This is a genomic window from Sphingomonas sp. (genome assembly GCF_029239295.1).
GTDB lineage: Bacteria > Pseudomonadota > Alphaproteobacteria > Sphingomonadales > Sphingomonadaceae > Sphingomonas.
The window spans coordinates 161,195-188,070 of the sequence record NZ_JAQZBC010000001.1; the positions used below are offsets into that span (position 1 = coordinate 161,195).

Sequence of the window (26,876 nt, forward strand, 5' to 3'; positions counted from 1 at the left end):
CGCCCCGACCTGTCCGCCACCGCACGTCGTCTGGGCGCGGCGGTGACAGGCGGTGGCTACCGATCAGAAGACGCTGCCGAGCGCCTGCTTGCCGGAGCGCGGGCGGATCTGGCTGTTGCGATAGTCGACGTCGCTCCAGTCGAGTTCCTTGAACTCCTGCCGGCGGGGGCCAAGGTAGCCGAACAGGAAGGCGGCGACCTTGCGCATCTGGATCTCTTCCGCGCCTTCGGTGATGCGATAGCGGCGGTGGTGGCGATAGATGTGCTCGAACGCCTTGTGGCGCGAATAGCCGATGCCGCCATGCACCTGCATCGCGCGATCGGCCGCCTCGCAGCAGAGGCGGTTGCCCCAGTAATTGCACATCGAGACCTTGTCCGAGAGGCGCTTTTCCACCTCGTGGTGCGGCATCTGATCCATTTCCCAGGCGGTCTTGCGGATCAGCAGGCGAAGCATCTCGGCCTGGGTGGCGAGTTCCACCAGCGGGAACTGGATCGCCTGATTGCGGGCGAGATCCTCACCGAAGGGCTTGCGCTGGCGCGCGTAGCGGATCGATTCCTCGATGCAGTAGGTCGCAGCGCCCAGCGATGACGCGGCCTGGCGAATGCGGTTTTCGTGCACGAACGCCTGCGCGACCGGCAGACCGTTCTCCGGATCGCCGAAGATCGTCGTCTCTGGCACCCACACGTCGCTGAAGCTGACGCGCGGGTGATCGGTCGGCATGTTGAAGGTCCAGAGATATTCCTCGATCTTCACGCCTTCGTCGTCGGTCGGCACCAGGAAGCAGGTGATGCCCTTCGCCGCGCCATCATCGCCGCTGGTGCGGGCGAACAGCGCGCAATGCGTCGCGACGTGCATGCCCGTCGTCCACATCTTCTCGCCGTTGATGACATAGCCCGGCACGCCGTTACGCGATTCGGGTACCGCACGCGTTTCCATGTGGGTCGCGTCGGAGCCGTGATACGGTTCAGTCAGGCCGAAGGTCACTCGCCGGGTGCCGTTCAGCGTGCCGGTGATGAACTCTTCCTTCTGCTCCTCGGTGCCGAAATCGTCGAACATCTTGGCGAACGGGTTGTTCGCCACGATCGAATGCTCGGTCTGCAGATCGTTGTGGAGGCCGAGGCCCTTGGCGGCGAGATACTCGCGGATGACGCACATCCACAGGTTCGATCCGCCTTTGCCGCCGAACTTGGGATCCATGGCGAAGCGCAAATGGCCTGCCTTGTCCGAGCGGCGCTTTGCCTCGCGCATCAATCCTTCCCATTCGTGGCGCGGCAGGCCGCCGGCCTCGAAATCGGTCCGCGCATATTCGCGCCGGTGGTCGAAGAAGCGGACATTATCGTCCGCGTCTTCCAGCGGTTTGATCTCCGCTTCGATGAAGGCATCCAGCTCCTTGAGATAGTCGAGCAGATCCTGCGGCAATCCGAAATCCATGGCCCTCTCCCGAATTAAGTCGACTCTTTTAACTTGCGTAGCGGCCTCTCACGGATTTTAAAGCCCTTAATTAAAACAAGCTGAGGGGCGATGGCGGAGAGGCTTTCGAAAGACGAGTTGGCGCGACGACTGTCGGCGCTCGCACCGCGCATGGCCCCCGGGGCCGGGCGCGTCGAGAATCTGGTACGGCTGACCGGCGGCGCGAGCATGGAGACATGGGCGTTCGATGCGGTGGGTGAGGGGGAGAGCAAGACTCCGCTTATCCTGCGGCGACGAACGCGAATGGTGGAAAATTCCGCCGTGTCGAAACCGCCGCTGCGCCGCGAGGCGGAGGCGATCGCCCGCGCCGTCGAGGCCGGCGTGCCGGCACCGATCGTCACCTATGTCTGCGACGAGGAGGCGGACGGGCTGGACGAGGCGTATGTCATGCACCGGGTCGGCGGCGAGACGCTGGGGAAGAAGATCACCGGCGATCCCGCGTTCGAGCCGGCACGCGGGAAACTGGCGCGGCAATGCGGCGCGGCCTTGGCGCGGATCCATTCGGTCGAGCCGCTGTCCGGCCTGGACCAGACCGACGCCGAAACCACCCTCGCCAATTACGAGGCGACCTGGCGCGCGACTGGCGCCGTACGGCCGACGATCGAGGCGGCGTTCCGCTGGCTGGAGAAAAGGCTGCCGAAGGAGAAGGTCACGTCACGCTTCGTCCATGGCGATTTCCGCAACGGCAACATCATGGTCGATCCCGAACAGGGTCTGGTCGCGGTGCTCGACTGGGAGCTGGTGCACGTCGGCGATCCGGCCGAGGACATGGGCTGGCTATGCACCAACAGCTGGAAGTTCGGCCGCCCGGACCGTTACGTCGGCGGCTTCGGCGAGGTGCAGGACCTGCTCGACGGCTATGCCGAAGCGGGCGGCGAGCCGATCAGCGCCGCTCGAGTCGATTTCTGGTCGATGCTCGGCAGCCTCAAGTGGGGCGTCATGACGATGGGCATGTACGCCAGCTTCGCCTCTGACCCGACCGCCGGCCCCGAGCGAGGCGTGATCGGGCGCCGCCTGTCGGAAACAGAGGCCGACATCGTGGCGATCATCGAAAGGAACGCGGCATGATCACGCATCCCACCGCGCAGGAACTGGTGGCGGGCGTCGCGCAATGGCTGCCGGTCGACGGCAGCGCCAGCGTCTTTGGCCTGCGCGTGGCGCGCAATGCGCTGGAGATCGCCGCGCGCGACATGGCGATGAGCCCCGCGGCGGACGAGCGCGCTGTGGAGCGGATGCGCGCGCTGTTGCATCGCACCGGCACGCGCGACGAGCTGGACGCCGCCCTGGTCGCAGCAATTCGCAGCGGGACGATTGCGCCCGATGATCCCGCGCTGGTCGCGCATCTCAAGGCGACGGCGCTCGATACGATCGCGATCGACCAGCCCAAATATGCCCATACGCTTGGCTGACTCGCTCCAGTCGCTATAGCCGCTCCAGACAACGCCGGCCGCGGCATGTCGATGGCGCCTTTACGCCAACCCCAAGTGGGGTGCGAAAGGTACTTCGGCCCACCACGGCGAGGCGATTTAGGTGTAGGTGGAGCAGATTATGGCCGGCATGGGCGCGTTTGACTGGGCAGATCCCTTTCTTCTCGACGAGCAACTGACCGAGGACGAGCGGATGGTGCGCGATACCGCGCGCGCCTACGCTGAGGAAAAGCTCGCGCCGCGCATCATCGACGCCTTCGCCAACGAACACACCGATCCCGAAATCTTCCGCGAAATGGGTGCGCTCGGCCTGCTGGGCCCGACCGTGCCGGAGGAATATGGCGGCGTCGGCGCTTCCTACGTCGCCTATGGCCTCGTCGCGCGTGAGGTGGAGCGGATCGACTCGGGCTACCGCTCGATGATGAGCGTTCAGTCCAGCCTCGTGATGTACCCGATCCACGCTTATGGCTCGGAGGAGCAGAAGCGAAAGTACCTCCCCAAGCTCGCAAGCGGCGAATGGATCGGCTGTTTCGGCCTGACTGAGCCTGACGCCGGTTCCGACCCCGGCGGCATGAAGACCCGCGCAGTGAAGACCGACGGCGGCTACCGCATCAGCGGCAGCAAGACGTGGATCTCCAACGCGCCGATCGCCGACGTTTTCGTCATCTGGGCGAAGAGCGACGCGCATGGCGGCGCGATCCGCGGCTTCGTGCTGGAACAGGGCATGAAGGGCCTGTCCGCACCCAAGATCGAGGGCAAGCTCTCCTTGCGCGCCTCGATCACCGGCATGGTGATGATGGACGATGTCGAGGTCGGCGAGGACGCGCTGTTGCCCGATGTCGAGGGGCTGAAGGGACCGTTCGGCTGCCTCAACCGCGCACGCTACGGCATCAGCTGGGGCGCGATGGGCGCGGCGGAATTCTGCATGCACGCCGCGCGGCAATATGGCCTTGATCGGCATCAGTTCGGCCGGCCGCTCGCCGCGACTCAGCTATATCAAAAGAAGCTGGCTGACATGGAGACGGAGATCGCGCTCGGTCTGCAGGCAAGCTTGCGCGTGGGTCGCCTGATGGACGAGGGCCGCTTCGCGCCCGAAATGGTCTCCATCGTGAAGCGCAATAATGTCGGCAAGGCGCTCGATATCGCCCGTGTTTCGCGCGACATGCACGGCGGCAACGGCATCTCGGGCGAATATCAGGTGATGCGCCACGTGATGAACCTGGAAACGGTGAACACCTATGAGGGGGCGCATGACGTTCACGCGCTGATCCTGGGCCGCGCGATCACCGGCATCCCGGCGTTCTGAGCGCCGACCCATGAAGGACACCCCGCTCAAGGGCATCAAGGTGGTCGAGCTGGCCCGCATCCTTGCGGGCCCCTGGGCGGGGCAGATCCTGGCAGATCTCGGCGCCGAAGTGGTCAAGGTGCAAAGCCCGGCTGGCGACGACACGCGGACCTGGGGCCCGCCGTTCGTGGAGCACGATGGCGACCGGGCGGCGGCCTATTACCATGCGTGCAACCGCGGAAAGACGAGCATCATTGCCGACTTTACCAAGGCCGAAGATGTCGCACGGGTGAAGGCGCTGATCGCCGATGCGGATGTAGTGATCGAGAACTTCAAGGTCGGCGGGCTCGCCAAATACGGCCTCGATTATGCGAGCCTCGCGCCCGATCATCCGCGCCTTGTCTATTGTTCGATCACGGGCTTCGGCCAGACCGGGCCCTACGCCCATCGCGCCGGCTATGATTTCATCATCCAGGGCATGGGCGGGATCATGTCGCTGACCGGGGAGCCCGACGGCGCGCCGCAGAAGATCGGCGTTGCCTTCGCGGACGTGATGACAGGGCTCTATGCGACGATCGGCATCCAGGCGGCGTTGATGATGCGCGCACGGACTGGTCGCGGGCAGCAGGTCGATTGTGCACTGCTTGATACGATGGTCGGCGTGCTCGCCAATCAGGCGGCGAATTACTTCGCCAGCGGCGAGAACCCGCCGCGGATGGGCAACGCCCATGCCAACGTCAGCCCCTATGCGGTGTTCCCGACCAGCGACGGCTGGTTCATCCTCGCCGTGGGCAATGACGCGCAATATCACCGCTTTGCCGCGATCGTCGGCATTGGGCCGGACCCGCGCTGGGACAGCAACGCAGGGCGGATCGAGCATCGCGCGCCCTTGTTCGCGCTGATCGAGGAACGCTGCCGCACGTTCGAACGTGACGATCTTTTGGCAAAGCTGGAGGCGGCGGGGGTACCCGCGGGCCCGATCAACACCGTCGAGCAGGCGCTGAACGATCCGCAGGTGCAGGCGCGCGATATGGTGCTGCCGGTGAACGAAACGCGACCGATCGCTGGGCTACGCACGCCGATCCGTTTCTCGGACGCGGATCTTGCGTTGGACAAGGGCGCGCCGCCACTGCCACGGGCTTAACGCAGGCAGAAGCCGCGCCCTCGACCGACGTCAAGCGGCATAACTTTTGTTGTGCTCGCGTTCATGCCGCGATACCCCTCCCGTAAATTATACAGGAGAGAGCATCCGTGAGCACGCCACCCCTTGCCGGTATCCGTGTTGTCGAGTTTGCCGGGATCGGCCCGGGTCCCTTTGCCGGCATGATGCTGGCCGATCATGGCGCGGAGGTGATCCGTATCGATCGTCCAGGCAAAACGCAGGGCAATGGCGTCGCGGAGAAGGATCCGCTGCTGCGCAGCCGCAAGTCGATCGGCATGGACCTGAAGGATCCGAAGTCGATCGCCGCGGTGCGCAAGATTGTGAAAGACGCCGATGCCATCATCGAGGGGTATCGCCCCGGCGTGATGGAGCGTCTCGGGCTGGGTCCCGACGTGCTGCTCGCCGACAATCCGAAGCTGGTTTACGGGCGCATGACGGGCTGGGGCCAATATGGGCCGATGGCGTCGGAGCCGGGTCACGACATCAATTACATCGCCATTTCAGGCGCGCTTCATGCCTTCGGCCGCAAGGGTGAGAAGCCAACCCCGCCGATCAATCTCGCTGGTGATTTCGGCGGCGGCGGCATGTTCCTCGCCTATGGCATGCTCGCCGCGCTGCTTCATGCCGCCCGCACGGGTGAGGGACAGGTGGTCGACGCCGCGATGACCGATGGGTCGGCGGTGCTGATGACGATGATGTGGGGCTTCCGCGGCATGGGACGGTGGAGCGACGAGCGTGGCACCAACCTGCTCGATACCGCAGCGCATTTCTACGACACCTATGAAACGAGCGACGGCAAGTTCATCTCGCTCGGCGCGATCGAACCGCAATTCTACGCCGAGTTCCGCAAGGTCATGGGCCTGAGTGACGACAAATGGTCGGCGCAGATGGACCAGCGGCAATGGCCGGCGCTGAAGGACGAACTGACTGCCTTGTTCAAGACCAGGTCGCGCAACGAATGGGTCGACGCGTTCAAGGGTCATGACGTCTGCTTTGCCCCGGTGCTCGGGTTCGACGACGCCTATAATGATGCGCACAACCAGGCGCGCGGCACCTTTGTTGAGGCCGGCGGGATCAAGCAGCCGGCGCCGGCGCCGCGCTATTCCAAGAGCGGCACCGTGGCGCCCGACCTGGGGGGTGAGCGGCAGGACGCCGCCGTGCTCCGCGACTTAGGCTTCGCACCGGACGAAATCGCCGCACTCGGCTATTGATCGGGATCGCCACCTCGACCGTGCGTCGGGGTGGCGCTGTTCGTCTCGGGATTTCCCGCTAAGACGCGCGTATGACGAAGCTGACCGTCAATAATGAAGCGGTCGAGTATCTGCTCGACCCAGACACGCCGCTCCTCTGGGCGCTGCGGGATGCGTCCAATCTGACCGGCGCCAAATATGGCTGCGGCACCGGCGCCTGTGGAGCCTGTACCGTCGATGTCGATGGCCGGGCGGTACGGTCCTGTCAGGTGACGATCGCGCAAGTGGAGGGAAGCTTCGTCACGACGATCGAGGGCTTGTCCCGCGATCGCGCACATCCGGTTCAGCTGGCGATGCTCGACGGCAACGTGGTGCAATGCGGCTTCTGCATTCCCGGCATGGTGATGGCCGCGGCGGTGTTGATCAAGGACAGGCGTGATCCGTCCGAGGCCGATATTCGCCGGTCGGTCACCAATCTGTGCCGGTGCGGCATCTATCCCCGCCTCGTCGAGGCCGTTCAAAAGGCGGCGCGCGTTGCCCGTGGCGACGAAACGATCAACGCCGGCGCCCGCCCTGGAGTGGACCCGGCGGAGGCCGCACGTTCAATCCCGGCCCTCAGTCCTCGGTGATCCTGCTGTTCGCGCGCGTGTCACGCATACGCAGGTAGACAATCAGAGATACTCCAATCATTCCCGTCACATACCAGTAGAAGCCGCGTTCCCATCCGAGGTCCTTGAACTTTAGCGCGACATATTCCGCGGTCCCGCCGAATAGCGTATTCGCCAGCGCATAGGGCAGGGCGACACCCAGCGCGCGGATGTTGGCGGGGAACAGCTCAGCCTTCACGACGGCATTGATCGACGTGTACCCCGTCACGATCACCAACGCCGCCATCACGAGCAGCCCTGCAACGATCGGATTGCGCGCGGTCTCAAGCGCAACGAAGATCGGATAGGTGAGCAGGCAACCCAGGATGCCGAACGTGACCATCAGCGGTTTTCGTCCGATACGATCGCTCAGACCCCCGGCGATCGGTTGCAGACACATGAAGAAGAACAGCGTCACCGCATTGATTCGGCTGGCAACCTCCCGATCGAACCCACTGGTATTTACAAGGAATTTCTGCATGTAGATCGAGTAAGCGTAGAAGGCGAGCGTGCCTCCCGCGGTCAGCAGCATGACGGTCGCGGTCTCGCGCGGATGATGCGTCACCAGCGTCCAGAAGCCCGATTTCGGCCCGGTGCTCTTCTTGAAGCTCTCGGTTTCTGCAAGCCCGCGGCGAATGCGGAACACCACGATCGCCAGCACGCCGCCGATTGCGAAGGGCACCCGCCAGCCCCAGGCATCGAGCGTGGCTTCATCCATCACGAGCTGCAGTACCAGGAGCACGAGCAATGCGGTCAGCTGTCCAGCAATCAACGTGACGTACTGAAAACTGGAGTAAAAACCGCGCCGCTCGCGGCCGGCCATCTCCGACAGGTAAGTTGCGCTGGCGCCATATTCGCCGCCGACCGACAGCCCCTGCATGAGGCGGGCGAGCACCAGCAGGGCCGGGGCGAAGACGCCGATGGTAGCGTATCCCGGAGTGACCGCGATCAGGAGGGACCCTGCGCACATCAACGTCACTGACAGCGTCAGGCCGGCTTTGCGCCCTCGACGATCGGCATAGACACCCATGATCCAGGCGCCGATCGGTCGCATCACGAAGCCAACGGCAAACACCGCCGCCGCGCTCAACAGTTGCGCTGTGCGATCCTCCGCCGGGAAGAAGTGCGGCGCGAAATACAGCGAGAAAGCCGCATAGGCGTACCAATCATACCATTCGACGAGATTGCCCGTCGATCCACCGATGATTGATTTCAGCCGCGGGTTCATGCCTTCAACCTGTTCTAACGACGAACCCACGGGGTTCGACCGGTGCAGCGCTCCTTACACACCCGCGTAGAAGAGGTGAAAAGAGGTTGATGCACCGCCGTAACGGCGTGAAAGAAGACTGAAGGGAGAGGCGCGATAAAAAGCCTGTTGATTGCCAATCGCGGCGAGATCGCGATTCGTGTTGCAAGAACCGCCGCGTCGCTGGGGATCAGGACGGTAGCCGTCTACTCCGCCGATGATGCCGACGCCGCCCATGTCGCGGCCGCCGACGTAGCTATTGCACTCTCCGCGGAGGGTCCCGCCGCCTATCTGGACGGAGCGGCCTTGATCGCCGCCGCGCAGGCGAGCGGCTGTGATGCGGTTCATCCCGGCTACGGGTTCCTCAGCGAGAACGCCGACTTCGCCGCGGCATGTGCCGGTGCATCGCTGCAGTTCGTCGGCCCGACACCTGAATTGCTGGCACTTTTCGGCGACAAGGCTGCGGCGAAGCGGCATGCGGCGGCAACTGGCGTGCCGGTGCTTGCCGAGGGTGTTGCGACTGACGGCCCGGTGATCGTGAAGGCGGTAGCTGGCGGCGGCGGGCGCGGGATCCGCATCGTTCACGACCGCGCGAGCCTGGACGCGCAAATAACTGCAGCGCGCGCCGAAGGGCTCGCTGCCTTCGGCTCTGCCGAGGTCATCGTGGAGCGATATATCCCCGATGCGCGGCATATCGAGGTTCAGCTAGCCGGAGACCAGGCCGGGCGAGTGCTCGCATTGGGCACACGGGATTGCTCGCTGCAACGCCGGCATCAGAAGATCATCGAGATCGCGCCAGCACAGGAACTCGATCCGGCGGTGGAAGCGCGGATCACGGACGCGGCCATCAAACTGCTTCAAGGAACGGGCTATGTCGGCCTGGCCACCGCCGAGTTCCTCGTCGATCGCACGCTGCCGTCCGATCATCCTGACGTGTTTGCCTTCCTTGAGGTCAATCCAAGGCTCCAGGTGGAGCATACGATCACGGAAGAGGTGCTGGGGCTTGATCTCGTCGCGCTGCAACTGAGCCTTGCCGGCGGTGAGCCGCTTCCGACACGCCCCGCAGAGCCGCGCGGTGTCGCGATCCAGTTGCGGATCAACGCCGAAACGTTCGGTTCTGATGGATCGCCGCGGCCGTCTGGTGGGACGATCACTGCCTTGACCTTGCCCGGTGGGCCAGGGGTGCGGGTGGACAGTGCGGCGAGGGTGGGGATGGTCGCCAATCCGCGCTTTGACCCCATGATCGGCAAGGTCATCGTTCACGCAGCGGACTGGCCGATGCTGCTGGCGCGCGCCAGGCGTGCGGTTTCGGAGATCCGGGTCGACGGCGTCCGAACCAACCTTGCGCTGCTCGCCCACCTGTTGGAGCGAGACGAAGTCGCCGGTCATGCGATAGACACCGGCTGGTTAGATCGGAACGCCGCGGGGCTGATGCCGGCGCAATCTGCGGTCGCTGAGGATAGTGCCCCGGATACCGGCGGCTCCACAGCGATTGCGGCGCCGCTCTCTGGCGTCGTTGTCGCGATCAACGTCGCGGTGGGAGACGCCGTCCGCGCAGGCGCAGAGGTTGGGACGATCGAAGCGCTGAAGATGCAGCACGCCGTTGTTGCTGTTCGCGGTGGCGTCGTCAGGAACATCGCGGCGTCGCTGAACAGCGTGATCGAAGAAGGCGCCGGTTTTCTGACGATGGATGCCGTCGAAGGAGGCGACGAAGGCGCGGATGCGGCCACCTTCGTCGATCCGGACATGATTCGGCCGGATCTGGCCGAGGTGCGGGAGCGACATGCGCCCGGTCTGGATGAGAACCGGCCCGAGTCAGTCGCTCGTCGGCGCAAGACCGGGCAGCGGACAGCGCGCGAGAATATAGCCGACTTGTTCGATCAGGGCACCTTCATCGAATATGGCGCGCTGACTATTGCCGCGCAGCGCCGGCGCCGCCCGCTGGACGACCTGATGCGCAACACGCCGGCCGACGGGATGATCGGCGGCATTGGTACCGTCAACGCGGCGCAGCATGGCGAAGAAGCGGCCAAGTGCATGGGCCTCGCCTATGACTATACCGTCCTTGCCGGCACGCAGGGGCACAACAACCATCGCAAGACCGACCGGCTGCTTGGCATCGCGTCGGATATGAAGCTGCCGATCGTCTTCTATACCGAGGGCGGCGGCGGTCGGCCGGGAGACGTCGATTCTGTCGGGGCGACCGGTCTGGACGTGCCGACGTTCCGCAGCTTCGCGGCTTTATCCGGTGTTGCGCCGCGGATCGGTATCACGTCGGGCTATGCCTTCGCGGGCAATGCGGTGCTGTTCGGCAGCTGCGACATCACCATTGCGACGCAGGACGCCCACATCGGCGTGGGCGGACCGGCGATGATCGAAGGCGGCGGTCTGGGCGTCTTTTCGCCCAAGGAAGTCGGCCCCGTCGGGGTTCATTGGAACAGCGGTGCGATCGACGTGCTGGCAGAGGATGAGGCGGAGGCGACCGATTATGCACGGCGCCTGCTGTCGTATTTCCAAGGCCGCATCACCGGCGGCGAGGCGCCCGATCAACGGCTGCTCCGGCATGTGGTGCCGGAGAACCGCCTGCGCGTGTTCGACATCCGTCGCGTCATCCACGGGCTGTTCGATGTCGACAGCTTCATCGAATTGCGGGGCGGTTATGCCAAGGGGATGATCACCGGACTGGCCCGGATCGACGGTCGGGCAGTGGGGTTGATCGCCAACGATTGCCGTTACCTGTCGGGTGCCATCGACGCAGAGGGCGCGGACAAGGCAGCGCGTTTCTTCCAGTTGTGCGATGCCTTTGGCGTGCCGATCGTCTCGCTGTGCGACACGCCGGGCTTCATGGTGGGGCCCGAGGCGGAGAAGACCGCGCCGATCCGGCGCGCGTCGCGCATGTTCATCGTCGGAGCGGCGTTGTCCGTGCCGATATTCACCGTAGTCGTGCGGAAGGCCTATGGCCTTGGCGCGCAGGGTATGGCCGGTGGCTCGCTGCACGCCGGGCCATTCACGATTGCTTGGCCGACCGGTGAGTTCGGCGGAATGGGCCTGGAGGGGGCAGTGCGGCTGGGTTATCGGAAGGAGCTTGAGGCCATCGCCGATCCAGCAGCACGAGACGAGCGATATCAGCAGCTTGTCGCCAACTCCTATGAACGAGGCAAAGCGGTGTCCGTCGCGCAATATCTGGAGATCGACGCGGTGATCGACCCGGCGGACACCCGCGCGTGGTTGCTGCGAGGCTTGGCGTGTGCGCCCGCCAAGCGTTCCGGCCGCTACATCGATACATGGTGACCGACGGAAGAAGGTGAGGATTCTCAGTGATCGAATTGTACCATTGCGCCGACGCGCGCTCTTTTCGTGCCTTGTGGGCGCTGGAGGAGATGCAACTCCCTTACCAGTTGCACGTCATGCCCTTCCCGCCGCGTGCCCGACAGCCAGAGTATCTCGAGGCCAATCCGCTTGGCACCATCCCTTTGCTGATCGATGGCGATACACGGATGACGGAATCAGCCGCCATCGCGCAGTATCTCTCGGTTCGTCACGGTCCGACGGACCTCGCCGTGGATCCTGACGCCCCCGAGTACGGCGCCTGGTTGAATTGGCTGCATTTCGGTGAGGCAACGCTCACGTTCCCGCAGACCTTGGTGCTGCGCTATCGCATGTTGGAGCCGCCCGAACGCCGCCTGCCGCAAGCGGCGGATGACTATGCACAATGGTTTCATTCACGGCTGCGGCATGTCGAGCGCGCGCTTGTCGACCGCGACCATCTTGTCGCAGGCCGGTTTACCATGGCCGACATTTCAGTGGGATATGCACTCTTGCTGGCGAAGAGTCTGAAGATCGACTCCGGCTTCCCGCCCGCAGTTGCTGCCTATTGGCAACGCCTGAAATCGCGCGACGGCTTTGCCCGCGCGAAGGCAGCGCAAAAGGTGGAGGCTTAACGTCTAGCGGGCGCTCAGCTTGCGCAGTGCCCGTTCGATCCGTTCGGGCGGCTGAGCGCCACTAATGACAAACTCACGATCGACGACGATGGTCGGGACTGACGTGATCCCTTCGGATCGCCATTCGATCTCGTCATCGTGCACCTCTGCGGAATAGTCGCCGCGCGCCAGGATCGTCACGGCCTGCTGCCGATCAAGCCCAGCGGCCTTGGCGGCGTCGGCTAGCACCTCTCGATCGGACACATTGTGACCCTGTTCGAAATAGGCCCCGAAGAGGGCGTGTTTCAGGGCGCGCTGGCGCCCCTGAACGCGCGACCAATGAAGCAGGCGGTGCGCATCGAACGTGTCGTAAAGCCGCTGCGGGCGGCCTGCCATCACGACGCCGGCCTCTTGTGCCGCCGCCTTCACGCCCCCGCCGCGGCTACGCGCCTGTTCTGGCGTGATCCCGTACTTGCGCGCCATGTTGTCGGCGGTGGCCTCGCCTTCCGGCGGCAAGCCGGGATTGAGCTGCAACGGGTGGAAGGTGATCTCCACCGGCACGTCCTCGCCAGTAGCAGCGAGCGCAGTTTCGAGATTGGCGAGGCCGATGACGCACCAGGGGCAGACGATATCGGAGACGATATCCAGCCGTAGAGTTCGCGTTGCCATGGCCTCTCCTTCAGGCGGTGATGATCGCGCCAGCCTCCACCCGAAGCGGCCATGGCGTCAAGGCAGTGCCGGGGCAGGGGCCGCCAAGGCACGCACCGCTTTCGATATCGAACAGCGCGCCGTGCCAACTGCACGCGATGCGATCCGCGGCGACATAATCGTCGAGCTTCTGCGCGAGCGGCAAGCTCATGTGCGGGCAGCGATCGACGTAGCCGAACACCTGATCGCCGCGCCGAACCGCGAAACCGTGGAAGCGGCCGGCGCGCATTTCGATGACGAAGCTGCGCGCGGCGCCGTCCGCGATCTGATCGAGCGGGCCGAGCGCGATGCCGGCGGGGGTGGCGCTCAGGCGTTCCACGTTACCGCCAGCTTCCACGAGGCGGAACTCGCCCCTCCACCGTTTGCGACACGTCCCTCGACTGCGCTCGGGACGAACGGAAGCAAGGCGTCCACCGCCGCCGCGATCGCTTCGCCCAAGCGAAGGATCATGGAAGAACCGCCTTCGGGAAATCGGCCCAGCAGGCGTCGTAATCCGGCTGGGCGTGCTGCAGCGCGAAGCTGGTGGGGCGATAGGGCCAGCAGCTTTCCAGCATGAACGCCATCGTGCCGCCGATCTTGTGCGGCTTCAGATCGGCGTTCGAGGCCGCGTCCCACGTTGCCTTGTCCGGCCCGTGGCCGCTCAGCAGATTGTGCAGCGAGAGGCCGCCGGGGCGGAAGCCCTCGGCCTTGGCGTCATAGGCGCCGGTGATCAGGCCCATCGCCTCGGACATGATGTTGCGGTGGAACCAGGGCGGGCGGAACGTGTCTTCCGCGACCATCCAGCGCGGTGGGAAGATCACGAAATCGGCATTGGCGCGGCCCGGCACGTCCGACGGCGAGGTCAGCACGGTGAAGATCGACGGATCGGGATGATCGAAGCTGACGGTGTTGATGGTGTTGAAGTGCGCCAGATCATAGCGCCACGGTGCGAGATTGCCGTGCCACGCGACCACATCGAGCGGCGAGTGATGGAGCTCGGTCCGCCACAGGCTGCCGAGGTATTTCTGGATCACCTCGCAGGGTTCGCCGCGATCCTCGAACCACGCATTGGGCGTTTCGAAGTCGCGCGGGTTGGCAAGGCCGTTGGCGCCGATCGGGCCGAGATCGGGCAGGCGGAACATGGCGCCGTGATTTTCCAGCGCATAGCCCCGTGCAGACCCATCCGGCAGCAGTGCCCGGAAGCGGACGCCGCGCGGCACCAGCGCGATCTGGCCGGGGGCAATGTCGATTCGGCCGAGCTCGGTGAGGAGCGCCAGGCGGCCCTCCTGCGGCACGAACAGCAATTCGCCATCGGCATCGACGAAGACGCGGTTCTCCATGTCGCGATCCGCGGCGTAGACGTGGATCGCGACGCCTTCGAGATCGGCGGGATCGCGATTGGCGAGCATCGTCGTCATGCCCTCGACGAGGTCGACGCCAGTGCCACCGGTGACCGGATCCCAGCGCAGGCGATTGGGCGCGAGCGGTTCCCTGACGGTGCCGGGCGCGAAGCGCGCCGCGCCTTCGTAGCGGGTGAACGGCGGATGCTCGGCTGAGGGGCGCAGGCGATACAGCCAGGAGCGGCGGTTCTCGTGGCGCGGCGCAGTGAAGGCGGTGCCGGAGAGCTGCTCGGCATAGAGGCCGAAGGGCGGCTTCTGCGGCGAGTTGCGGCCGATAGGGAGGGCGCCCGGCACTGCTTCGGTCGCGACATGGTTGCCGAAGCCTGGAGTGTAGTGGTTTTCGGTCGGCATTCGTGCCTCTCCGTTTATCGCTTCGTCATGCCGGGCTTTTCCCGGCATCCAGCGTGCCGCGTGTCCTGCTTTTGTGGAGTTCGCGGAGGGCCGGACTCTGGCACAGGGCCGGAGTGACGGGGTGCGGCTGGGCTGTGTAGCGCGTTCTGCCCGCCGGCGCGTCAGACGCGGCAAAGCCGCGCCTTGTGCGCCGGCTTTGCCGCGCTGGCCGGTCGGGGGCGAGCGCCTTCGCGCTCGCATCCGGTCGATGCTTACGCATCGACCTTAATGACGCCCCGACGGATCTGGTCGAGCTCGATGCTTTCGAACAGCGCCTGGAAGTTGCCGTTGCCGAAGCCTTCGTTGCCCTTGCGCTGGATGATCTCGAAGAAGATCGGGCCGAACATGTTCTCGGTGAAGATCTGCAGCAGGATGCCTTCATCATTCTCGACCGAGCCGTCGATCAGGATGCGGTTCTTGCGGAGCCGCTCGAGATCCTCGCCATGGCCGGGAACGCGCTTGTCGACCAGTTCGTAATAGGTCTCGATCGTGTCCTGCAGCTTCACGCCGCGGGCGCGCAGGCGCTCGACCGTGTCGTAGATGTCGTCGGTGGTCAGTGCGAGGTGCTGGATGCCTTCGCCCTGATATTCGCGGATGAATTCTTCGATCTGCGAATTGTCGTCCTGGCTTTCGTTCAGCGGGATGCGGATCGCCTTGTCCGGCGCGATCATCGCCTGGCTGAACAGGCCGGTCGCCTTGCCCTTGATGTCGAAATACTTCTGCTCCTCGAAGTTGAAGAGCGTGCGGTAGAACTGGCTCCACACCTGCATCTGGCCGCGGCGGACATTGTGGGTGAGGTGATCGAGCAGATCGAGGCCGACGTTGTTCTTCGCCTCCGCCTCGCGCCAGCCGTCGAACTCGGCCCAGTTTTCATACAGGTCGATACCGTCCTGGATGAAATAGAGGTACGAGCCGCCGATACCCATGATAACGGTATCGTCTTCCTCGGTCGGCTTGCCGCCGTTGGCGAGCGCCCATTCCAGCGCCTTCTTCGGATCGGCGACGCGGAACGCCATCGCGCTGGCCGAGGCGCCATGTTCGTTGCGGAACTGCTTCGCCCGGCCCGCCTCGTCGCGGTTCAGCATCAGGTTGATGCGACCCTGCTTGTAGCGGGTGATGTTCTTCGTCGGGTGGCGGTGCGTCGGCACGAAGCCGAGTTGCTCGAACTGCTTCGCCATCGCTTCGGGATCGGGCGAGGTAAATTCGACGAATTCGAAGCCGTTGAGGCCGAGCGGGTTATCGGCAGACATTGGCAGCATCCTCATTTGGTAACATTTGAGACTATGATCGCGGCTTGAGCGATCCGTGTCAAATGCTACCGGTCGTGCATGACCAACCAGCTCGTGCTTGACCGGTTCCTGCCGTATCGGCTTTCGATCACTTCCAACCTGGTGAGTGACCGGATCGCCAAGGCCTATGAGTCGCTATTTGGCCTGACCATTCCCGAGTGGCGACTGGTAGCCGTGATCGCCGAAGTGGAGGCCATTACCCAGGCGGATATCGGTGAACGAACACGCATGGACAAGGTAACGGTCAGCCGCGCCGCGATCGCGTTGGTCGAGCGGGGGCTGCTGGCACGCGCGCCCAATCCCGGCGACAAGCGATCGCATCATCTGTCGCTGACCGATGCCGGGCGGGATCTTTATCGCAACGTCGCGCCCAAGGCGCTGGAACTCGAAAGCAAGATATTCGCTCGGTTCTCACGCGCCGAACTGGACCGCTTCGTCGCGATGCTGCGCCGGATCGACATGGCAGCGCTGGAGACCTGACGTGGATGATGGGGCGCTGATTGCCGGGGTGGAACTGGGCGGCACGAAGTGCGTGCTCATCCTGGCGACCGGCCCCGAGGACATCCTTGTGCGCGTTGAGCTGCCGACCAGGAAGCCGGACGAGACGCTCGCGGCGATCGAAGAGGTGATCGACGGCTGGAGCGGCTTCGCGGCGCTGGGCATCGCCAGCTTTGGCCCCATTTCGATCAATCGACGTGCAGGTGATTATGGGCACATCACCTCGACCCCTAAGCCTGGATGGCAGGGCACAGACGTCGCCCGGCGGCTTGCTCGTCGTTACAACGTGCCTACGGGGTTCGATACGGACGTCGTTGGCGCTGCCCTTGGTGAGGCCCGCTGGGGCGCGGCTGCGGGACTCCAAGACCTTGCCTATGTCACCGTTGGCACCGGCGTCGGGGTTGGCCTAGTGGCGCATGGACGTCCGGTGGATGGCCTGACGCATGGCGAGCTCGGGCATATCCGTCCGGTACGGTTGGGGGGCGATGATTGGACGGGCAGCTGTCCCTATCACGGCGCCTGCGTGGAGGGGTTGGTTTCGGGGCCAGCGATTGCGGCACGAACAGGTTTGAAGGGCGCGGACGTTCCAGCTGACCACCCGGTGTGGACCGGGGTCGCTCACGCGCTCGCGCAATTGCTGCACACGATCACGCTCACCGGCGTTCCTCGCCGGATCGTGCTCGGCGGCGGCGTGATGATCGGCAATCAGTTCCTCTTTCCGCAAATCCGCGCCGCCCTGCATCAGTCACTCGGGGGCTATGTCGCGCTACCGGATGTCGAGGACGTCGACAGGTTCGTGGTTCCTCCTGCGCTTGGCAACAATGCTGGCCCGCTGGGCGCCATCGTTCTGGGCCAGCAGGCGCTGGCTAGCGGATGAGCCGTGGCGCAGGTCGCGGGATGGGCCGTAACATTGCGAATTGCGCTGACGTGCCGAACATGCGTGACTGTCCGGAGTGGTCGCAGGAGCGACGTCTACAGCTTCTTCTCCAGAACGGATCGTTTGAGGGGAAGACGATGGGATTACAGCTCGTTAATCCGCGCGGTCACGCAATTGCGGTGGGGAGGTCGGTCGCGTCATGCTTGGGTCAACGCGGGTACGCCTCCTGATCGTCGACGATGATCCTGGCGTGCAGGAGGCTTACCGCTTCAGCTTTCATCCAGAAGGACGTGCGGAGACCCGCTCCATTGAAACCCGGACAACGCCGCTCTCGATTAGTCATGATGCGGAGCGGCTTCGATCTGCCTCACTCCCTACGTTCGACTGCACATTTCTTGATCAAGGCGTCGACGCCGTTTCGGAGATCAGGCGGGCGTTGGACGAGAACCGGCCCTATCAAGTCGCGTTCATCGACATTCGCATGCCGCCGGGTATCAATGGGAAAGAGACGGCGCGGCTCGTTCGCTTGCTTGATCCTGACATCAATTTCGTCATCGTCACCGGCTATTCCGATGTGTCCCCGGCTGAGATCATCGAAGTCGCGGGTCCTGCCGAAAAATTGTTTTATCTCGCCAAGCCGTTCGAGCCCGCCGAGGTGGTTCAGACAGCAATTGCACTGGGCAAAAGGTGGGAAGTTGATCGTGAGCTGGCGGCTGCACGAGCGACACTGGCGCAGCAGGTCGCGCTGCTCGAGCAACAGGCCGCTGAGCTCGAGGCGAACGAGCGCCGCGCTATTCATGTTGCCAGCCATGATGCGCTGACGGACGCGCCCAACCGGCTGGCGTTTCAGAATGCCCTGACGGAACGCGCGCGACGGCCTGGCCCGTTTGCGGTGGCGATGGTTGACCTTGATCGGTTCAAGTTGATCAACGACACCCTTGGCCACCTCGCTGGGGACGAGATGATCCGCGAGGTATGTGCGATCCTCAAGGCCACTATGCCAGGCGGCGGTCTAGTCGCGCGGTTAGGGGGCGACGAATTCGGTTTGCTATTCGAGACCGTTGGCGAGGAAGCGGCGCTGATGGCATGTGAGCGGCTCGTCGCGGCGTGCGATGTCTCGTTTCGCGTGCTGGGGGATACTGTGCATGGGTCCGTCTCCGCGGGCGTTGTCGCCGCAGGCGATAGTGGCTCGCGCGATCCGGTGGATTTGATGCGCCGCGCGAACCTGGCGCTCAACGAGGCCAAGCGAAGCGGCCGTAACGTCGCCCGGCTGTTCGACAAAAGCTTTGAAGAAGGAATTCGCCTGCGTCGTCGGATCGAAGGCAATCTGAGCCAGGCGATCGCGCGCGGCGAGTTGGGCATGTTGTTCCAGCCGATCGTCACCACGGAGGCTTTCGAGATCGTCGGGTTTGAAGCGTTGCTACGGTGGCATGCGACCGAGTTCGGCCCGATCAGCCCGTCAACCTTCGTCCCGATCGCCGAGGAATCGAACCTGATCCACGAGTTGGGGGATTGGGTGCTCGCGAAATCGCTCGAGGTGTTGAACGACTGGCCAAGCCAGTATGTGTCGGTCAACTTTTCGCCGCGTCAGTTCCGTCGGCACAACTTCGTCGGCTATGTCGTGGAACAGGTGCAGCGTGCCGGGGTCGCCCCGGCCCGGCTTCAGATTGAGATCACCGAAACAGCAATCTTCGACGATGCCGAGCGCGCGGCGGAAACAATGTATCGCCTTCGGCAGATGGGCTTTCGCATCGCGCTGGACGACTTTGGCACTGGCTACTCCAGCCTCTACAATATCCGGAAGTTCGCGCTCGACAGCCTGAAGATCGACCGAAGCTTCATCGAAGGGATGGCACGCGAACGGGAGTCGGCCGCAATTGTCCACGCCATCATCCATCTTGGCCGCGCCTTGGGGCTGGGCGTTATCGCAGAAGGTGTGGAGACGGATGGACAGGTCGCCATGCTGCGCGCGGCAGGGGCCAGTCATCTCCAAGGGTATCTATTTGCGCGACCGATAAGCGCCGACGAGGCCGCTACCCTGGCCCAGGCGGGGTTTGCCTATGCCGCTGCTGGGGAGCCGGACGGATCCTTGGGAACCGGAACGGGAGGATGATGCCGTGATTTGAAGCCATTGGATAGCGGAGCTCGCGGCCTTTGCTGCCGGACGAACGCTCACACTCTGGCCGCGCTGATAGAACACCTTGCACTCACAGCGCCCAGCGGGCCAACTTGTGAGGGCGAACGCCCGATCATAACTACATCAAAGAAATGCCTGCTAAGTCAGCGAGGGCGACGAGCCAGTAGCAGCATGCCGCTCATGACAGTGATGGCGCCTACGCCTGCAACACCAAGCAGAACCACGTTCGCGTATTCCATCATCCTGTCCCCATTATTCCGGACACGCCGGTTATTATTATTCGGGGAACCTGCCCTGACCTTCTCGTCTGCGCAAGCGCCGATGTGATGAAGGACGATTTTGAGCCGCCCGCCAAGCGCGGTGGCCATAATTGCCGTTCTCAAGCGCCTCGCCCCTGACGGACAAAGGTATTGTGGGACGAGGCGCCCGGCTGCGAACCTCGGATCCGGCGTTTGCCGGTCCGTTTTCCTGCTTTTGCTGAGGATGGATCATGACGCAAGCGGATCATTCAACGATTCGATCTACATGAGCGCCGCATCTGCGAGGGAGTTCGTATCGATGCGGCGCTCACTAGCGGCGCGTTCAGCAGTCGATGCTTGAAGCCGATGTGAGACTATCGGAGAAACGTAGGCAAAAGGCAAGGCTGGCGTAGACCGTGCTAGGTCGCGCCACCTCGGCGCTCTTCGCCACCCGCTGCTGCCGGGAGGTTGATCGCCTTTCTCCGGGCGCGGCAGTGAGACATCGCCCAACATCTCACCGCTCAAAGCCGCCTCCGCCCATGTCCCTCAACCGATTGCCAGCAGGGCCGCCACGAGCGGATCGCCCGCACGGCCGGGATTCCGGCGAATAGCTGCTTCTTCCTGGCCGATGGCCCGCCAAACGGCCTGGGCTGCCTGGGTCGTGATCGTCCGTTCGATAGCGGCAACGTTGATCCCCGTGGCGGCGCCTAACACTGGTCCCAGAACTGACTGGTTATCGAACTGCCGCAAAGCGCCGCCGACTTCCGGCAGCATGGCATCGATGATCCGGTCGCCAATTGCACGCTCCAGGTAGGTCGTGGCGGCGGTCGGACCGCCCTGAACGATTCCCAACGCATCGGAGAAGGTGAGCGAACGAATGGAGTCGAAGATCAAAGGGGCTGCGCGATCCGCCGCTGCTGCGGCTGCGCGGTTGATCGCGAGCGTCAATTCGCGTCGCACGGGTACTGATCCAAGCAGCGCGCCGAGAATTGCGCCTGACCGGTCGCCTGCTGCCGTACCAGGGATCGTCAGCCGAGTTTGCGGGTCGTTGAAGAAACCATTGTCGGCGACGAGGCGCGTCATCGCGCGTTCGCTCGAGATCGCGAGCAGGCGCCGCAACGCCTCGGTCATGTCGCCGGGCATTGCGGTAGTGGCGCACCCTGAGAGAAACAGTCCCGGAACGGCGATGCCCGCCCCAATCAGCAATGCACGCCGGGTAACATCAGTCATCCACAACTCTCCAACTGTCGTATCGCCCGGTTGGCTGCGACTTTTGGAACGTTGGCTGAACGTGCACAGGGTGGGGGTAAGAGCGCACATGCTTTGCAAAAGGGTGCGCTGGATCGGCTGACACGATGCTGGGACAGCAGCCACGCCGCAGTGCTTGCCCGTAGCGGAGCGTACGGGGAGGCGGGGATCGCTGGTGAAAGCGCCGGATGGGAGGAGGTATCATCCCAGGTCAGGCGGGCCCGGCAATAAGGCGGACCCGCGGCCGCACAGTGTGTTCCTCGTCGAGGAGCAAACCGATAGCGCGACCGCGGGTCGTTTGTCCTTCTACGACTTGGGAAGCTGGATACTTGGTCCGAGGGTCGCGATAACCTGATTGGCGTCGAAGCTGCCCTTGCCGGTCGCGGGACCACGCTGCATCTGGATATCCGCTTGGGCCTCGTATTTGGTCACGGTGCTGACATCGACCGTATCGGCCCAGAACGGGTCACCCGTCCATGGATCCCAGCTGCGCCATCCAAACCCGCCGTAGTAGCGCCAGGCGGGACGCCACCAGCCATAAGGGCCGGTGAAGAGCGGGTCCGGCGTCAGCTGCGTCTCGACGTCGCTTTCGCTCACGTTGGTGAGGATCTTGAAGCTCTGGAACCCGTTCTGCACGGTGAGTTGCGCCGCGCGGTACAGCAGATAATCGTCGACCGTCTTGCGCGAGGTATAGTCGTTGCCGACGAACGTCACACGGTAGCGATCAGGAGCAAGCCGCGTGTCGGAATAGCCGCCGCTCACCTTGCCAGAGCCCATCGGCTGGTAGGGCGTGGGCGTTGTGGCGCATCCTGCGAGCGTCCCAACGGAGATCGCCAGAGCGGCCGCGACGGTGGTCTTTCTGAAGGTGTTGGTCACTGACACGTCTCCTTTCTTATGTTTTCGGATGAAATCGCGGTGGGCCGCTATGGTGAGGCCATGAACGTGCTCCTCAATGGGCCATGAACAGGCTGACATTGCTGTTGGTGGAAAGCGCCTGGGTCACGCCGCCGAAGATCCGCTCCTGCAGCCGAGCATGGCCGTAAGCGCCCATCACGATGTACGATGCGCTCAGCTCGGCTGCCGTCTCGCTTAGTACCTCGCTCGGGATCCGGTCGGACTGAGGAAGCTCGCGGATCTCGGACTTGATCTCGTAATAGCCCAGGTATTCGGCCGCGTCCGTGGGCGCGAGCCCTTGCTCCTTCCCCTCCTGCAGCGTGACGATCGTCACGCCCTGCGCTCGCGCCAGGAGGGGGGTCGCAGCGCGAAGCGCCCGGGCTGCTTCGGCTGAGCCGTTCCAGGCGACCATGGCATTGGCATATGAGTCGAAACGGGAGCCGCCGGGCGCGACCGCCAGCACCGGCGTGTTGCTTTGCGTAGCCAGCCGCGCTGGTGCCGGCGGGCGATCACCCAGTTCGATCTTTTGCGGAATGCTGACGATGGTCAGATCGACCAGCGCCATTCGCTCCAGCGCCGAACTCCGTGGATAGCGGGTGCCTGTGATCCACGTGCGCGGCGCGTCGGCGCGTTGCAGCCGCGCATCGATCTCCTGCCGGTTCTTTGCCTCGCGCTCGCGCATGTCTTCGAGAAGGTCGAACATCGGATAGACACCGCCGAACGGGTCCATCGCAACGAACGTGTCCGGCGTGATCATCTGCAAGCAATGAAGGTGGGCGTTGAAGGCGCCGGCGATATTGAGTGCAGCTTCGACCCGATCGATCGTGCCACTATCCTCGTTCGCATAAAGCAGGATCGACCGCATCCTCTTCCCCGCGCATCTATGAGTGCCTGGATGAAGAAACTGGCCCTTCCCGCAACGAAACGGTATACGTAACGATGCGTAGGGTGTTCTATACGAAGTCTTTGGGCGGCAGAATATCACGCCATTTGAGTGATCACTGCGCGGAAACGCCGCAGCGCAACCACAAAAAAGAAAGCGCCGATAACGACGAGCGCAATCATTTGTGGCCAAACCACCTCAAGCCCGGCGCCGCGGAACAATATTGCCTGACCCAGGCTGATGAAGTGGGTGGTCGGCGCTGCCAGCATCACGTTCTGAACAATTTGCGGCATGCTTTCGCGCGGGGTAATCCCGCCGGACAGCATTTGGAGCGGGATCAGCACCAGGACAGCCAGCATGCCGAATTGCGGCATGTTGCGTGCGACCGTCGCCATGAAGATGCCGATCGATGTGGTGGCAAACATGGCCAGGATCGCGCCCGCGAAAAACAGCGGAAGCGAGCCGGTGATCGGAACATGAAGGAGCCCGCGCACCACCAACTGGATCGACAGGAACGATCCGATCAGAACGACAAGGCTCATCGACCAGACCTTGCTCGCCATGATTTCAAAGGGGGTCACCGGCATGACGAGCAGGTGTTCGATCGTGCCGTGTTCGCGCTCGCGGATCAGTGCTGCGCCGGTCAGGAGGATCGCGAGCAGCGTGATCTGATCGATCACTTGCACCAAGGCGCCAAACCACGTCGCATTGAGCGTGGGGTTATAGCGGGCACGCAGTTCGATATCGACTGGAAGTGATGTCTGGCCTTGTTGACGTGCGACGAAGCTGTTCACTTCGCCAAGGGCGATCTGCTGAATGTAGTTGCTGCCGGTGAATGCCTGCGTCATCCGCGTGGCATCAGTGTTCAGTTGCAGCTCCGGCCCGCGTCCCCGCACGACATCACGCTGAAAATTGGCCGGTATGCGCAACACGAACGTGTAGCGACCCGCGTCCAGCCCAGGATCGATCTGGGTGCTATCGATCAGCACCGGCGGCGCGAACTGAGGTGGATAAAAGGCGTCGACGATCCGCTGCGACAATGGTGAGCGATCCTCGTCGACGATCGCTATCGATGCTATATGCAGAGATTCTGGCATTGCCTTCGCTGAGGTGTAGACCACGCCAGTGAAGGTGAAGACTATCAGCACCAGCATCACCGGATCGCGCCAGAGGCTCCAGAGCTCCTTCATGCCGAGCCGGTAGATGCTGGACAATGCACGCATTGGGTCAGCGCTCCTGCTTGTGAAGCAACAGGATCGATGTGATCGTGATCACCGGCCAGGTAATCAGCAGCGGCCACAGTGACGCCCAGAGATCGTGGAAGCCCAGACCCTTGTTGAACACGCCGCGCGTGATCGTGATCATGTGCGACGAGGGGTAGATTTCGCCAAAGATCCGCCCGCCGCCTTCCAGGGAAGTCACCGGATCGATCATGCCGCCATAGGTGAGAGTCGGGATCAATGTGCCGATCATCGCCAGGAACAATGCGGCGATCTGACTGCGGGTGACCGACGACGCGAGCAGCCCCATGCCGGTCGAGACAAAGGAAAACAGGAGGGCGCCGACCGTCAGCGCCGCGATGTTGCCGGTGATCGGGACGCCGAAGATCCATCGCGCCATCAGCACCATGATGGTGAAGTTGATCATGGCGAGCGCGACGTAAGGAAGCTGTTTGCCCAGCAGGAACTCGCTTCGGGTCACCGGCGTCACATAGAAATTGATGATCGATCCCGTTTCCTTCTCCCGCACTACCGCCATCGCGGCGAGCATCGCGGGCAGCATCAACAGCAGGAGCGGGATGACGCTCGGCACCATTGCGGGCAGGCTTCGTATGTCGGGATTGTAACGGTAGCGGTTCTGCACCGCGACGGACGTGTTGGCGCCTGCACGCGTCCCCCCAGTCAGCCCTGCCTCCCGCATCTCCGTCGCCAGCCAGCGTTGATGCAGGCCCTGGACGTAGCCGCGGATCGTCTCTGCGCGCAGTGGCATCGCCCCATCGTACCAGGCAGCGATGGGTTGCGGGCGCCCGCGACGGAGGTCGCGGCCAAACCCAGGCGGGATCTCTACCGCAAGCGCGATGTCCCCGGCACGCATACGACGATCCATGTCGTCGTAGCTCGTGATCGGGGCGCGTTGGACGAAGTATTTCGAACTGGCGATGCCCTCCGAGTATTCCCGGCTGATCGCGCTCTGGTCACGATCAAGGACGGCATAGCGTATGTCGTCGACATCAAGGCTGATTCCGAACCCGATCACCAGCAGCAGGATCATCGACCCGGCCAGCGCGAGCGCGCCGCGTACCGGATCGCGCTGAAGCTCCAGCGTTTCGCGCCACAGATAGCTGTACATTCGCCGCGGGCTAAACCGGCTTCGCCGCCTCGACGTCCGTTCATCCTGATCAGGCGACGCGAGCGCTTCCATCGGTGCTTCCGCCGCGGCGTCGCTACTCGCTTCAACCAGATAGGAGATGAAGGCTTCTTCCAGCGTTGCTGCGCCCCGCTTCTCCATCAATCGCGCGGGGGTGTCGCTGTCCAGCACCTTGCCCGCGTCCATCATCGATATGCGGTCGCAGCGCTCGGCTTCATTCATGAAGTGGGTCGAGACGAAGATCGTGACCTGGTCGCGACGTGATAGCTCGATCAGCAACCGCCAGAACGTGTCGCGCGCCACCGGATCAACGCCCGAGGTCGGCTCGTCGAGGATCAGTATCTCGGGCCGATGAACCATCGCGACGGCTAACGACAATCGCTGCCGCGCACCCAGCGGCATGGCGGGCGGCAGGTCCTGTGCCGCTTCCTCCAACCCGAAACGCTGCATCATCTCGGCGACGCGGCCGGGGATCTCCTCTGCCGCCACGTTAAACAGGTGGGCGTGGAGTTCTAGATTCTGGCGAACCGTCAGTTCGCTGTAGAGCGAAAAGGCCTGGCTCATGTACCCCACGCGGCGACGCACGTTGATGTCTCGGGGATCGATCGGTTTCCCGAAAAGCTGCGCTTCTCCTTCGCTGGGTGGAAGAAGCCCCGTGAGCATCTTCATCGTGGTCGATTTGCCGCAGCCGTTGGAGCCGAGAAAGCCGAAGATCTCACCGCGTACGATGCGGAAGCTGACATGGTCTACGGCGACGAAATCGCCGAAACGCATGGTCAGCCCGCGAGCCTCGATCGCGACATCCTTCTCGTCGATGGCCAACGGCGGTTTGACGACCGGGGTGTGATCGCGCTTCTTGTCCTCTGGAAGAAGCGCGATGAACGCTTCGTCCAGCCGGGGCGACGCCGTCTGCGTCATCAACTCCTGGGGCGTGCCGGTTGCGAGCACGCGGCCGTCGTCCATCGCGATCAACCAGTCGAACCGTTCCGCCTCATCCATGTATGCGGTGGCGACCACGACGCTCATGCCGGGATTCTGTTCACGGATCTGACCGACCAGGATCCAGAACTTGGCCCGAGCAAGCGGGTCGACGCCCGTCGTCGGTTCATCCAGGATCAACAGGCGCGGTTCATGGATCAGGGCGCAGCATAGGCCCAGCTTCTGCTTCATCCCGCCCGAGAGCTTTCCCGCGGGACGCGACAGGAAGTTCTCCAGCCCGGTGGCTCGCGTCAGATCGTGGATCCGCCGCAGCCTTTCGTCAGGTGCCTGGCCGAACAGGCGAGCGAAGAACTGAAGGTTCTCCTCAACCGAAAGCGTGGGGTACAGGTTCTTGCCCAGCCCTTGCGGCATGTAGGCGATCCGCGGACACACAATGTCGCGGTGACTGCGATCCCGCATGTCGCCGCCGAGCACCTCGACAATTCCTTCCTGGATGACGCGGGCGCCGGCCATGAGGGAAAACAGGCTGGACTTTCCCACCCCGTCGGGGCCGATGATGCCCACCATCTGACCGGCGGGAAGCGCGAGATTTAGGTTGTCGAGCGCGATCGTGCGGCCATAGCGCAGCGTCACGCCAGACATGCGCGCAACGTGCTTCTCCAGAGCCGCTGACGGGGCCGG

23 protein-coding genes are annotated in these 26,876 nt (G+C 63.7%); 11 read left to right on the plus strand and 12 right to left on the minus strand.

The features are described from left to right. Positions 1 to 63: 63 nt before the first annotated feature. Complete coding sequence (locus K0S66_RS00815) at positions 64 to 1,431, minus strand: acyl-CoA dehydrogenase family protein (RefSeq protein ID WP_301073174.1); 1,368 nt, start codon at positions 1,429 to 1,431, stop codon at positions 64 to 66. A 90-nt stretch (positions 1,432 to 1,521) separates the two neighbouring features. Here K0S66_RS00815 and K0S66_RS00820 point away from each other — a divergent pair, with 90 nt between their 5' ends. From K0S66_RS00820 to K0S66_RS00845, 6 genes are all read left to right on the plus strand, one after another. Beyond that, entirely contained in the window at positions 1,522 to 2,538 is a 1,017-nt protein-coding gene (locus tag K0S66_RS00820) for a phosphotransferase family protein (protein WP_301073175.1), read from the plus strand. Continuing rightward, a complete protein-coding gene (locus K0S66_RS00825; RefSeq protein WP_301073176.1) occupies positions 2,535 to 2,879 on the plus strand; it encodes a DUF6285 domain-containing protein in 345 nt (114 codons plus the stop codon). Before K0S66_RS00820 ends, K0S66_RS00825 begins: the two co-directional genes overlap by 4 nt. A 139-nt stretch (positions 2,880 to 3,018) precedes the next feature. Beyond that, positions 3,019 to 4,203: an acyl-CoA dehydrogenase gene (locus K0S66_RS00830; protein WP_301073335.1), complete on the plus strand. Its 1,185-nt coding sequence runs from the start codon at positions 3,019 to 3,021 to the stop codon at positions 4,201 to 4,203. 10 nt (positions 4,204 to 4,213) lie between these two features. Continuing rightward, positions 4,214 to 5,326, plus strand: a complete 1,113-nt coding sequence (locus K0S66_RS00835; RefSeq protein ID WP_301073177.1) for a CaiB/BaiF CoA-transferase family protein — start codon at positions 4,214 to 4,216, stop codon at positions 5,324 to 5,326. Between the two features lie 107 nt (positions 5,327 to 5,433). After that, positions 5,434 to 6,555, plus strand: a complete 1,122-nt coding sequence (locus K0S66_RS00840; protein ID WP_301073178.1) for a CaiB/BaiF CoA-transferase family protein — start codon at positions 5,434 to 5,436, stop codon at positions 6,553 to 6,555. Positions 6,556 to 6,626: 71 nt separating this feature from the next. Continuing rightward, positions 6,627 to 7,163, plus strand: a complete 537-nt coding sequence (locus tag K0S66_RS00845; RefSeq protein WP_301073179.1) for a (2Fe-2S)-binding protein — start codon at positions 6,627 to 6,629, stop codon at positions 7,161 to 7,163. On the opposite strand, the gene K0S66_RS00850 is transcribed toward K0S66_RS00845, so the two are convergent. Next, positions 7,150 to 8,409, minus strand: a complete 1,260-nt coding sequence (locus tag K0S66_RS00850; RefSeq protein ID WP_301073180.1) for an MFS transporter — start codon at positions 8,407 to 8,409, stop codon at positions 7,150 to 7,152. The two genes, K0S66_RS00845 and K0S66_RS00850, sit on opposite strands and share 14 nt — an antisense overlap. A 147-nt stretch (positions 8,410 to 8,556) precedes the next feature. On the opposite strand from K0S66_RS00850, the gene K0S66_RS00855 reads away from it, so the two are divergent. Beyond that, positions 8,557 to 11,718: a carboxyl transferase domain-containing protein gene (locus K0S66_RS00855; protein ID WP_301073181.1), complete on the plus strand. Its 3,162-nt coding sequence runs from the start codon at positions 8,557 to 8,559 to the stop codon at positions 11,716 to 11,718. Positions 11,719 to 11,744: 26 nt separating this feature from the next. Further along, positions 11,745 to 12,368, plus strand: a complete 624-nt coding sequence (locus K0S66_RS00860) for a glutathione S-transferase family protein (protein ID WP_301073182.1) — start codon at positions 11,745 to 11,747, stop codon at positions 12,366 to 12,368. 3 nt (positions 12,369 to 12,371) lie between these two features. Here K0S66_RS00860 and K0S66_RS00865 read toward each other — a convergent pair whose 3' ends face one another. The 5 genes from K0S66_RS00865 to hppD form a co-directional block, all read right to left on the minus strand. Beyond that, positions 12,372 to 13,016 carry a DsbA family oxidoreductase gene (locus K0S66_RS00865; RefSeq protein ID WP_301073183.1) on the minus strand — a complete coding sequence of 215 codons (645 nt, stop codon included), beginning with the start codon at positions 13,014 to 13,016 and terminating at the stop codon, positions 12,372 to 12,374. Between the two features lie 10 nt (positions 13,017 to 13,026). Beyond that, complete coding sequence (locus K0S66_RS00870; RefSeq protein WP_301073184.1) at positions 13,027 to 13,374, minus strand: Rieske (2Fe-2S) protein; 348 nt, start codon at positions 13,372 to 13,374, stop codon at positions 13,027 to 13,029. Then, positions 13,362 to 13,505 carry a hypothetical protein gene (locus K0S66_RS00875; RefSeq protein ID WP_301073185.1) on the minus strand — a complete coding sequence of 48 codons (144 nt, stop codon included), beginning with the start codon at positions 13,503 to 13,505 and terminating at the stop codon, positions 13,362 to 13,364. Before K0S66_RS00875 ends, K0S66_RS00870 begins: the two co-directional genes overlap by 13 nt. Then, a complete protein-coding gene (gene hmgA, locus K0S66_RS00880; protein WP_301073186.1) occupies positions 13,502 to 14,785 on the minus strand; it encodes a homogentisate 1,2-dioxygenase in 1,284 nt (427 codons plus the stop codon). The genes K0S66_RS00875 and hmgA overlap by 4 nt, the downstream gene beginning before the upstream one ends. Before the next feature lie 251 nt (positions 14,786 to 15,036). After that, entirely contained in the window at positions 15,037 to 16,074 is a 1,038-nt protein-coding gene (gene hppD / locus K0S66_RS00885; RefSeq protein WP_301073187.1) for a 4-hydroxyphenylpyruvate dioxygenase, read from the minus strand. A gap of 78 nt (positions 16,075 to 16,152) precedes the next feature. On the opposite strand from hppD, the gene K0S66_RS00890 reads away from it, so the two are divergent. From K0S66_RS00890 to K0S66_RS00900, 3 genes are all read left to right on the plus strand, one after another. Further along, the gene (locus tag K0S66_RS00890) at positions 16,153 to 16,593 is read left to right on the plus strand and encodes a MarR family transcriptional regulator (protein WP_301073188.1); all 441 of its coding nucleotides are present in this window, start codon (positions 16,153 to 16,155) and stop codon (positions 16,591 to 16,593) included. A gap of 1 nt (position 16,594) precedes the next feature. Next, positions 16,595 to 17,488, plus strand: a complete 894-nt coding sequence (locus K0S66_RS00895) for an ROK family protein (protein ID WP_301073189.1) — start codon at positions 16,595 to 16,597, stop codon at positions 17,486 to 17,488. A 199-nt stretch (positions 17,489 to 17,687) separates the two neighbouring features. Then, positions 17,688 to 19,601, plus strand: a complete 1,914-nt coding sequence (locus K0S66_RS00900; RefSeq protein ID WP_301073190.1) for an EAL domain-containing protein — start codon at positions 17,688 to 17,690, stop codon at positions 19,599 to 19,601. 809 nt (positions 19,602 to 20,410) lie between these two features. Here K0S66_RS00900 and K0S66_RS00905 read toward each other — a convergent pair. From K0S66_RS00905 to rbbA, 5 genes are all read right to left on the minus strand, one after another. After that, the gene (locus K0S66_RS00905; protein ID WP_301073191.1) at positions 20,411 to 21,094 is read right to left on the minus strand and encodes a DUF4197 domain-containing protein; all 684 of its coding nucleotides are present in this window, start codon (positions 21,092 to 21,094) and stop codon (positions 20,411 to 20,413) included. A 324-nt stretch (positions 21,095 to 21,418) separates the two neighbouring features. After that, on the minus strand, positions 21,419 to 21,988 hold the full coding sequence (locus tag K0S66_RS00910) for a hypothetical protein (RefSeq protein ID WP_301073192.1): 570 nt from the start codon (positions 21,986 to 21,988) through the stop codon (positions 21,419 to 21,421). 73 nt (positions 21,989 to 22,061) lie between these two features. Continuing rightward, on the minus strand, positions 22,062 to 22,871 hold the full coding sequence (locus K0S66_RS00915; protein ID WP_301073193.1) for a universal stress protein: 810 nt from the start codon (positions 22,869 to 22,871) through the stop codon (positions 22,062 to 22,064). A 116-nt stretch (positions 22,872 to 22,987) separates the two neighbouring features. Next, positions 22,988 to 24,112: an ABC transporter permease gene (locus K0S66_RS00920; RefSeq protein ID WP_301073194.1), complete on the minus strand. Its 1,125-nt coding sequence runs from the start codon at positions 24,110 to 24,112 to the stop codon at positions 22,988 to 22,990. 4 nt (positions 24,113 to 24,116) lie between these two features. Then, positions 24,117 to 26,837, minus strand: a complete 2,721-nt coding sequence (gene rbbA, locus K0S66_RS00925) for a ribosome-associated ATPase/putative transporter RbbA (RefSeq protein ID WP_301073195.1) — start codon at positions 26,835 to 26,837, stop codon at positions 24,117 to 24,119. Between the last annotated feature and the right edge of the window lie 39 nt (positions 26,838 to 26,876).

What these genes read in the sequence shown, in the direction of transcription:
- K0S66_RS00900 (WP_301073190.1), top strand. Translation starts at nt 17,688, where the DNA reads ATGCTTGGGTCAACGCGGGTACGCCTCCTGATCGTCGACGATGATCCT.
- K0S66_RS00865 (WP_301073183.1), bottom strand. Translation starts at nt 13,016, where the DNA reads ATGGCAACGCGAACTCTACGGCTGGATATCGTCTCCGATATCGTCTGC.
- K0S66_RS00825 (WP_301073176.1), top strand. Translation starts at nt 2,535, where the DNA reads ATGATCACGCATCCCACCGCGCAGGAACTGGTGGCGGGCGTCGCGCAA.
- K0S66_RS00875 (WP_301073185.1), bottom strand. Translation starts at nt 13,505, where the DNA reads ATGATCCTTCGCTTGGGCGAAGCGATCGCGGCGGCGGTGGACGCCTTG.
- K0S66_RS00815 (WP_301073174.1), bottom strand. Translation starts at nt 1,431, where the DNA reads ATGGATTTCGGATTGCCGCAGGATCTGCTCGACTATCTCAAGGAGCTG.
- K0S66_RS00830 (WP_301073335.1), top strand. Translation starts at nt 3,019, where the DNA reads ATGGCCGGCATGGGCGCGTTTGACTGGGCAGATCCCTTTCTTCTCGAC.
- K0S66_RS00915 (WP_301073193.1), bottom strand. Translation starts at nt 22,871, where the DNA reads ATGCGGTCGATCCTGCTTTATGCGAACGAGGATAGTGGCACGATCGAT.
- K0S66_RS00850 (WP_301073180.1), bottom strand. Translation starts at nt 8,409, where the DNA reads ATGAACCCGCGGCTGAAATCAATCATCGGTGGATCGACGGGCAATCTC.
- K0S66_RS00820 (WP_301073175.1), top strand. Translation starts at nt 1,522, where the DNA reads ATGGCGGAGAGGCTTTCGAAAGACGAGTTGGCGCGACGACTGTCGGCG.
- K0S66_RS00890 (WP_301073188.1), top strand. Translation starts at nt 16,153, where the DNA reads ATGACCAACCAGCTCGTGCTTGACCGGTTCCTGCCGTATCGGCTTTCG.
- hmgA (WP_301073186.1), bottom strand. Translation starts at nt 14,785, where the DNA reads ATGCCGACCGAAAACCACTACACTCCAGGCTTCGGCAACCATGTCGCG.
- hppD (WP_301073187.1), bottom strand. Translation starts at nt 16,074, where the DNA reads ATGTCTGCCGATAACCCGCTCGGCCTCAACGGCTTCGAATTCGTCGAA.
- K0S66_RS00905 (WP_301073191.1), bottom strand. Translation starts at nt 21,094, where the DNA reads ATGACTGATGTTACCCGGCGTGCATTGCTGATTGGGGCGGGCATCGCC.
- K0S66_RS00920 (WP_301073194.1), bottom strand. Translation starts at nt 24,112, where the DNA reads ATGCGTGCATTGTCCAGCATCTACCGGCTCGGCATGAAGGAGCTCTGG.
- K0S66_RS00845 (WP_301073179.1), top strand. Translation starts at nt 6,627, where the DNA reads ATGACGAAGCTGACCGTCAATAATGAAGCGGTCGAGTATCTGCTCGAC.
- rbbA (WP_301073195.1), bottom strand. Translation starts at nt 26,837, where the DNA reads ATGTCTGGCGTGACGCTGCGCTATGGCCGCACGATCGCGCTCGACAAC.
- K0S66_RS00835 (WP_301073177.1), top strand. Translation starts at nt 4,214, where the DNA reads ATGAAGGACACCCCGCTCAAGGGCATCAAGGTGGTCGAGCTGGCCCGC.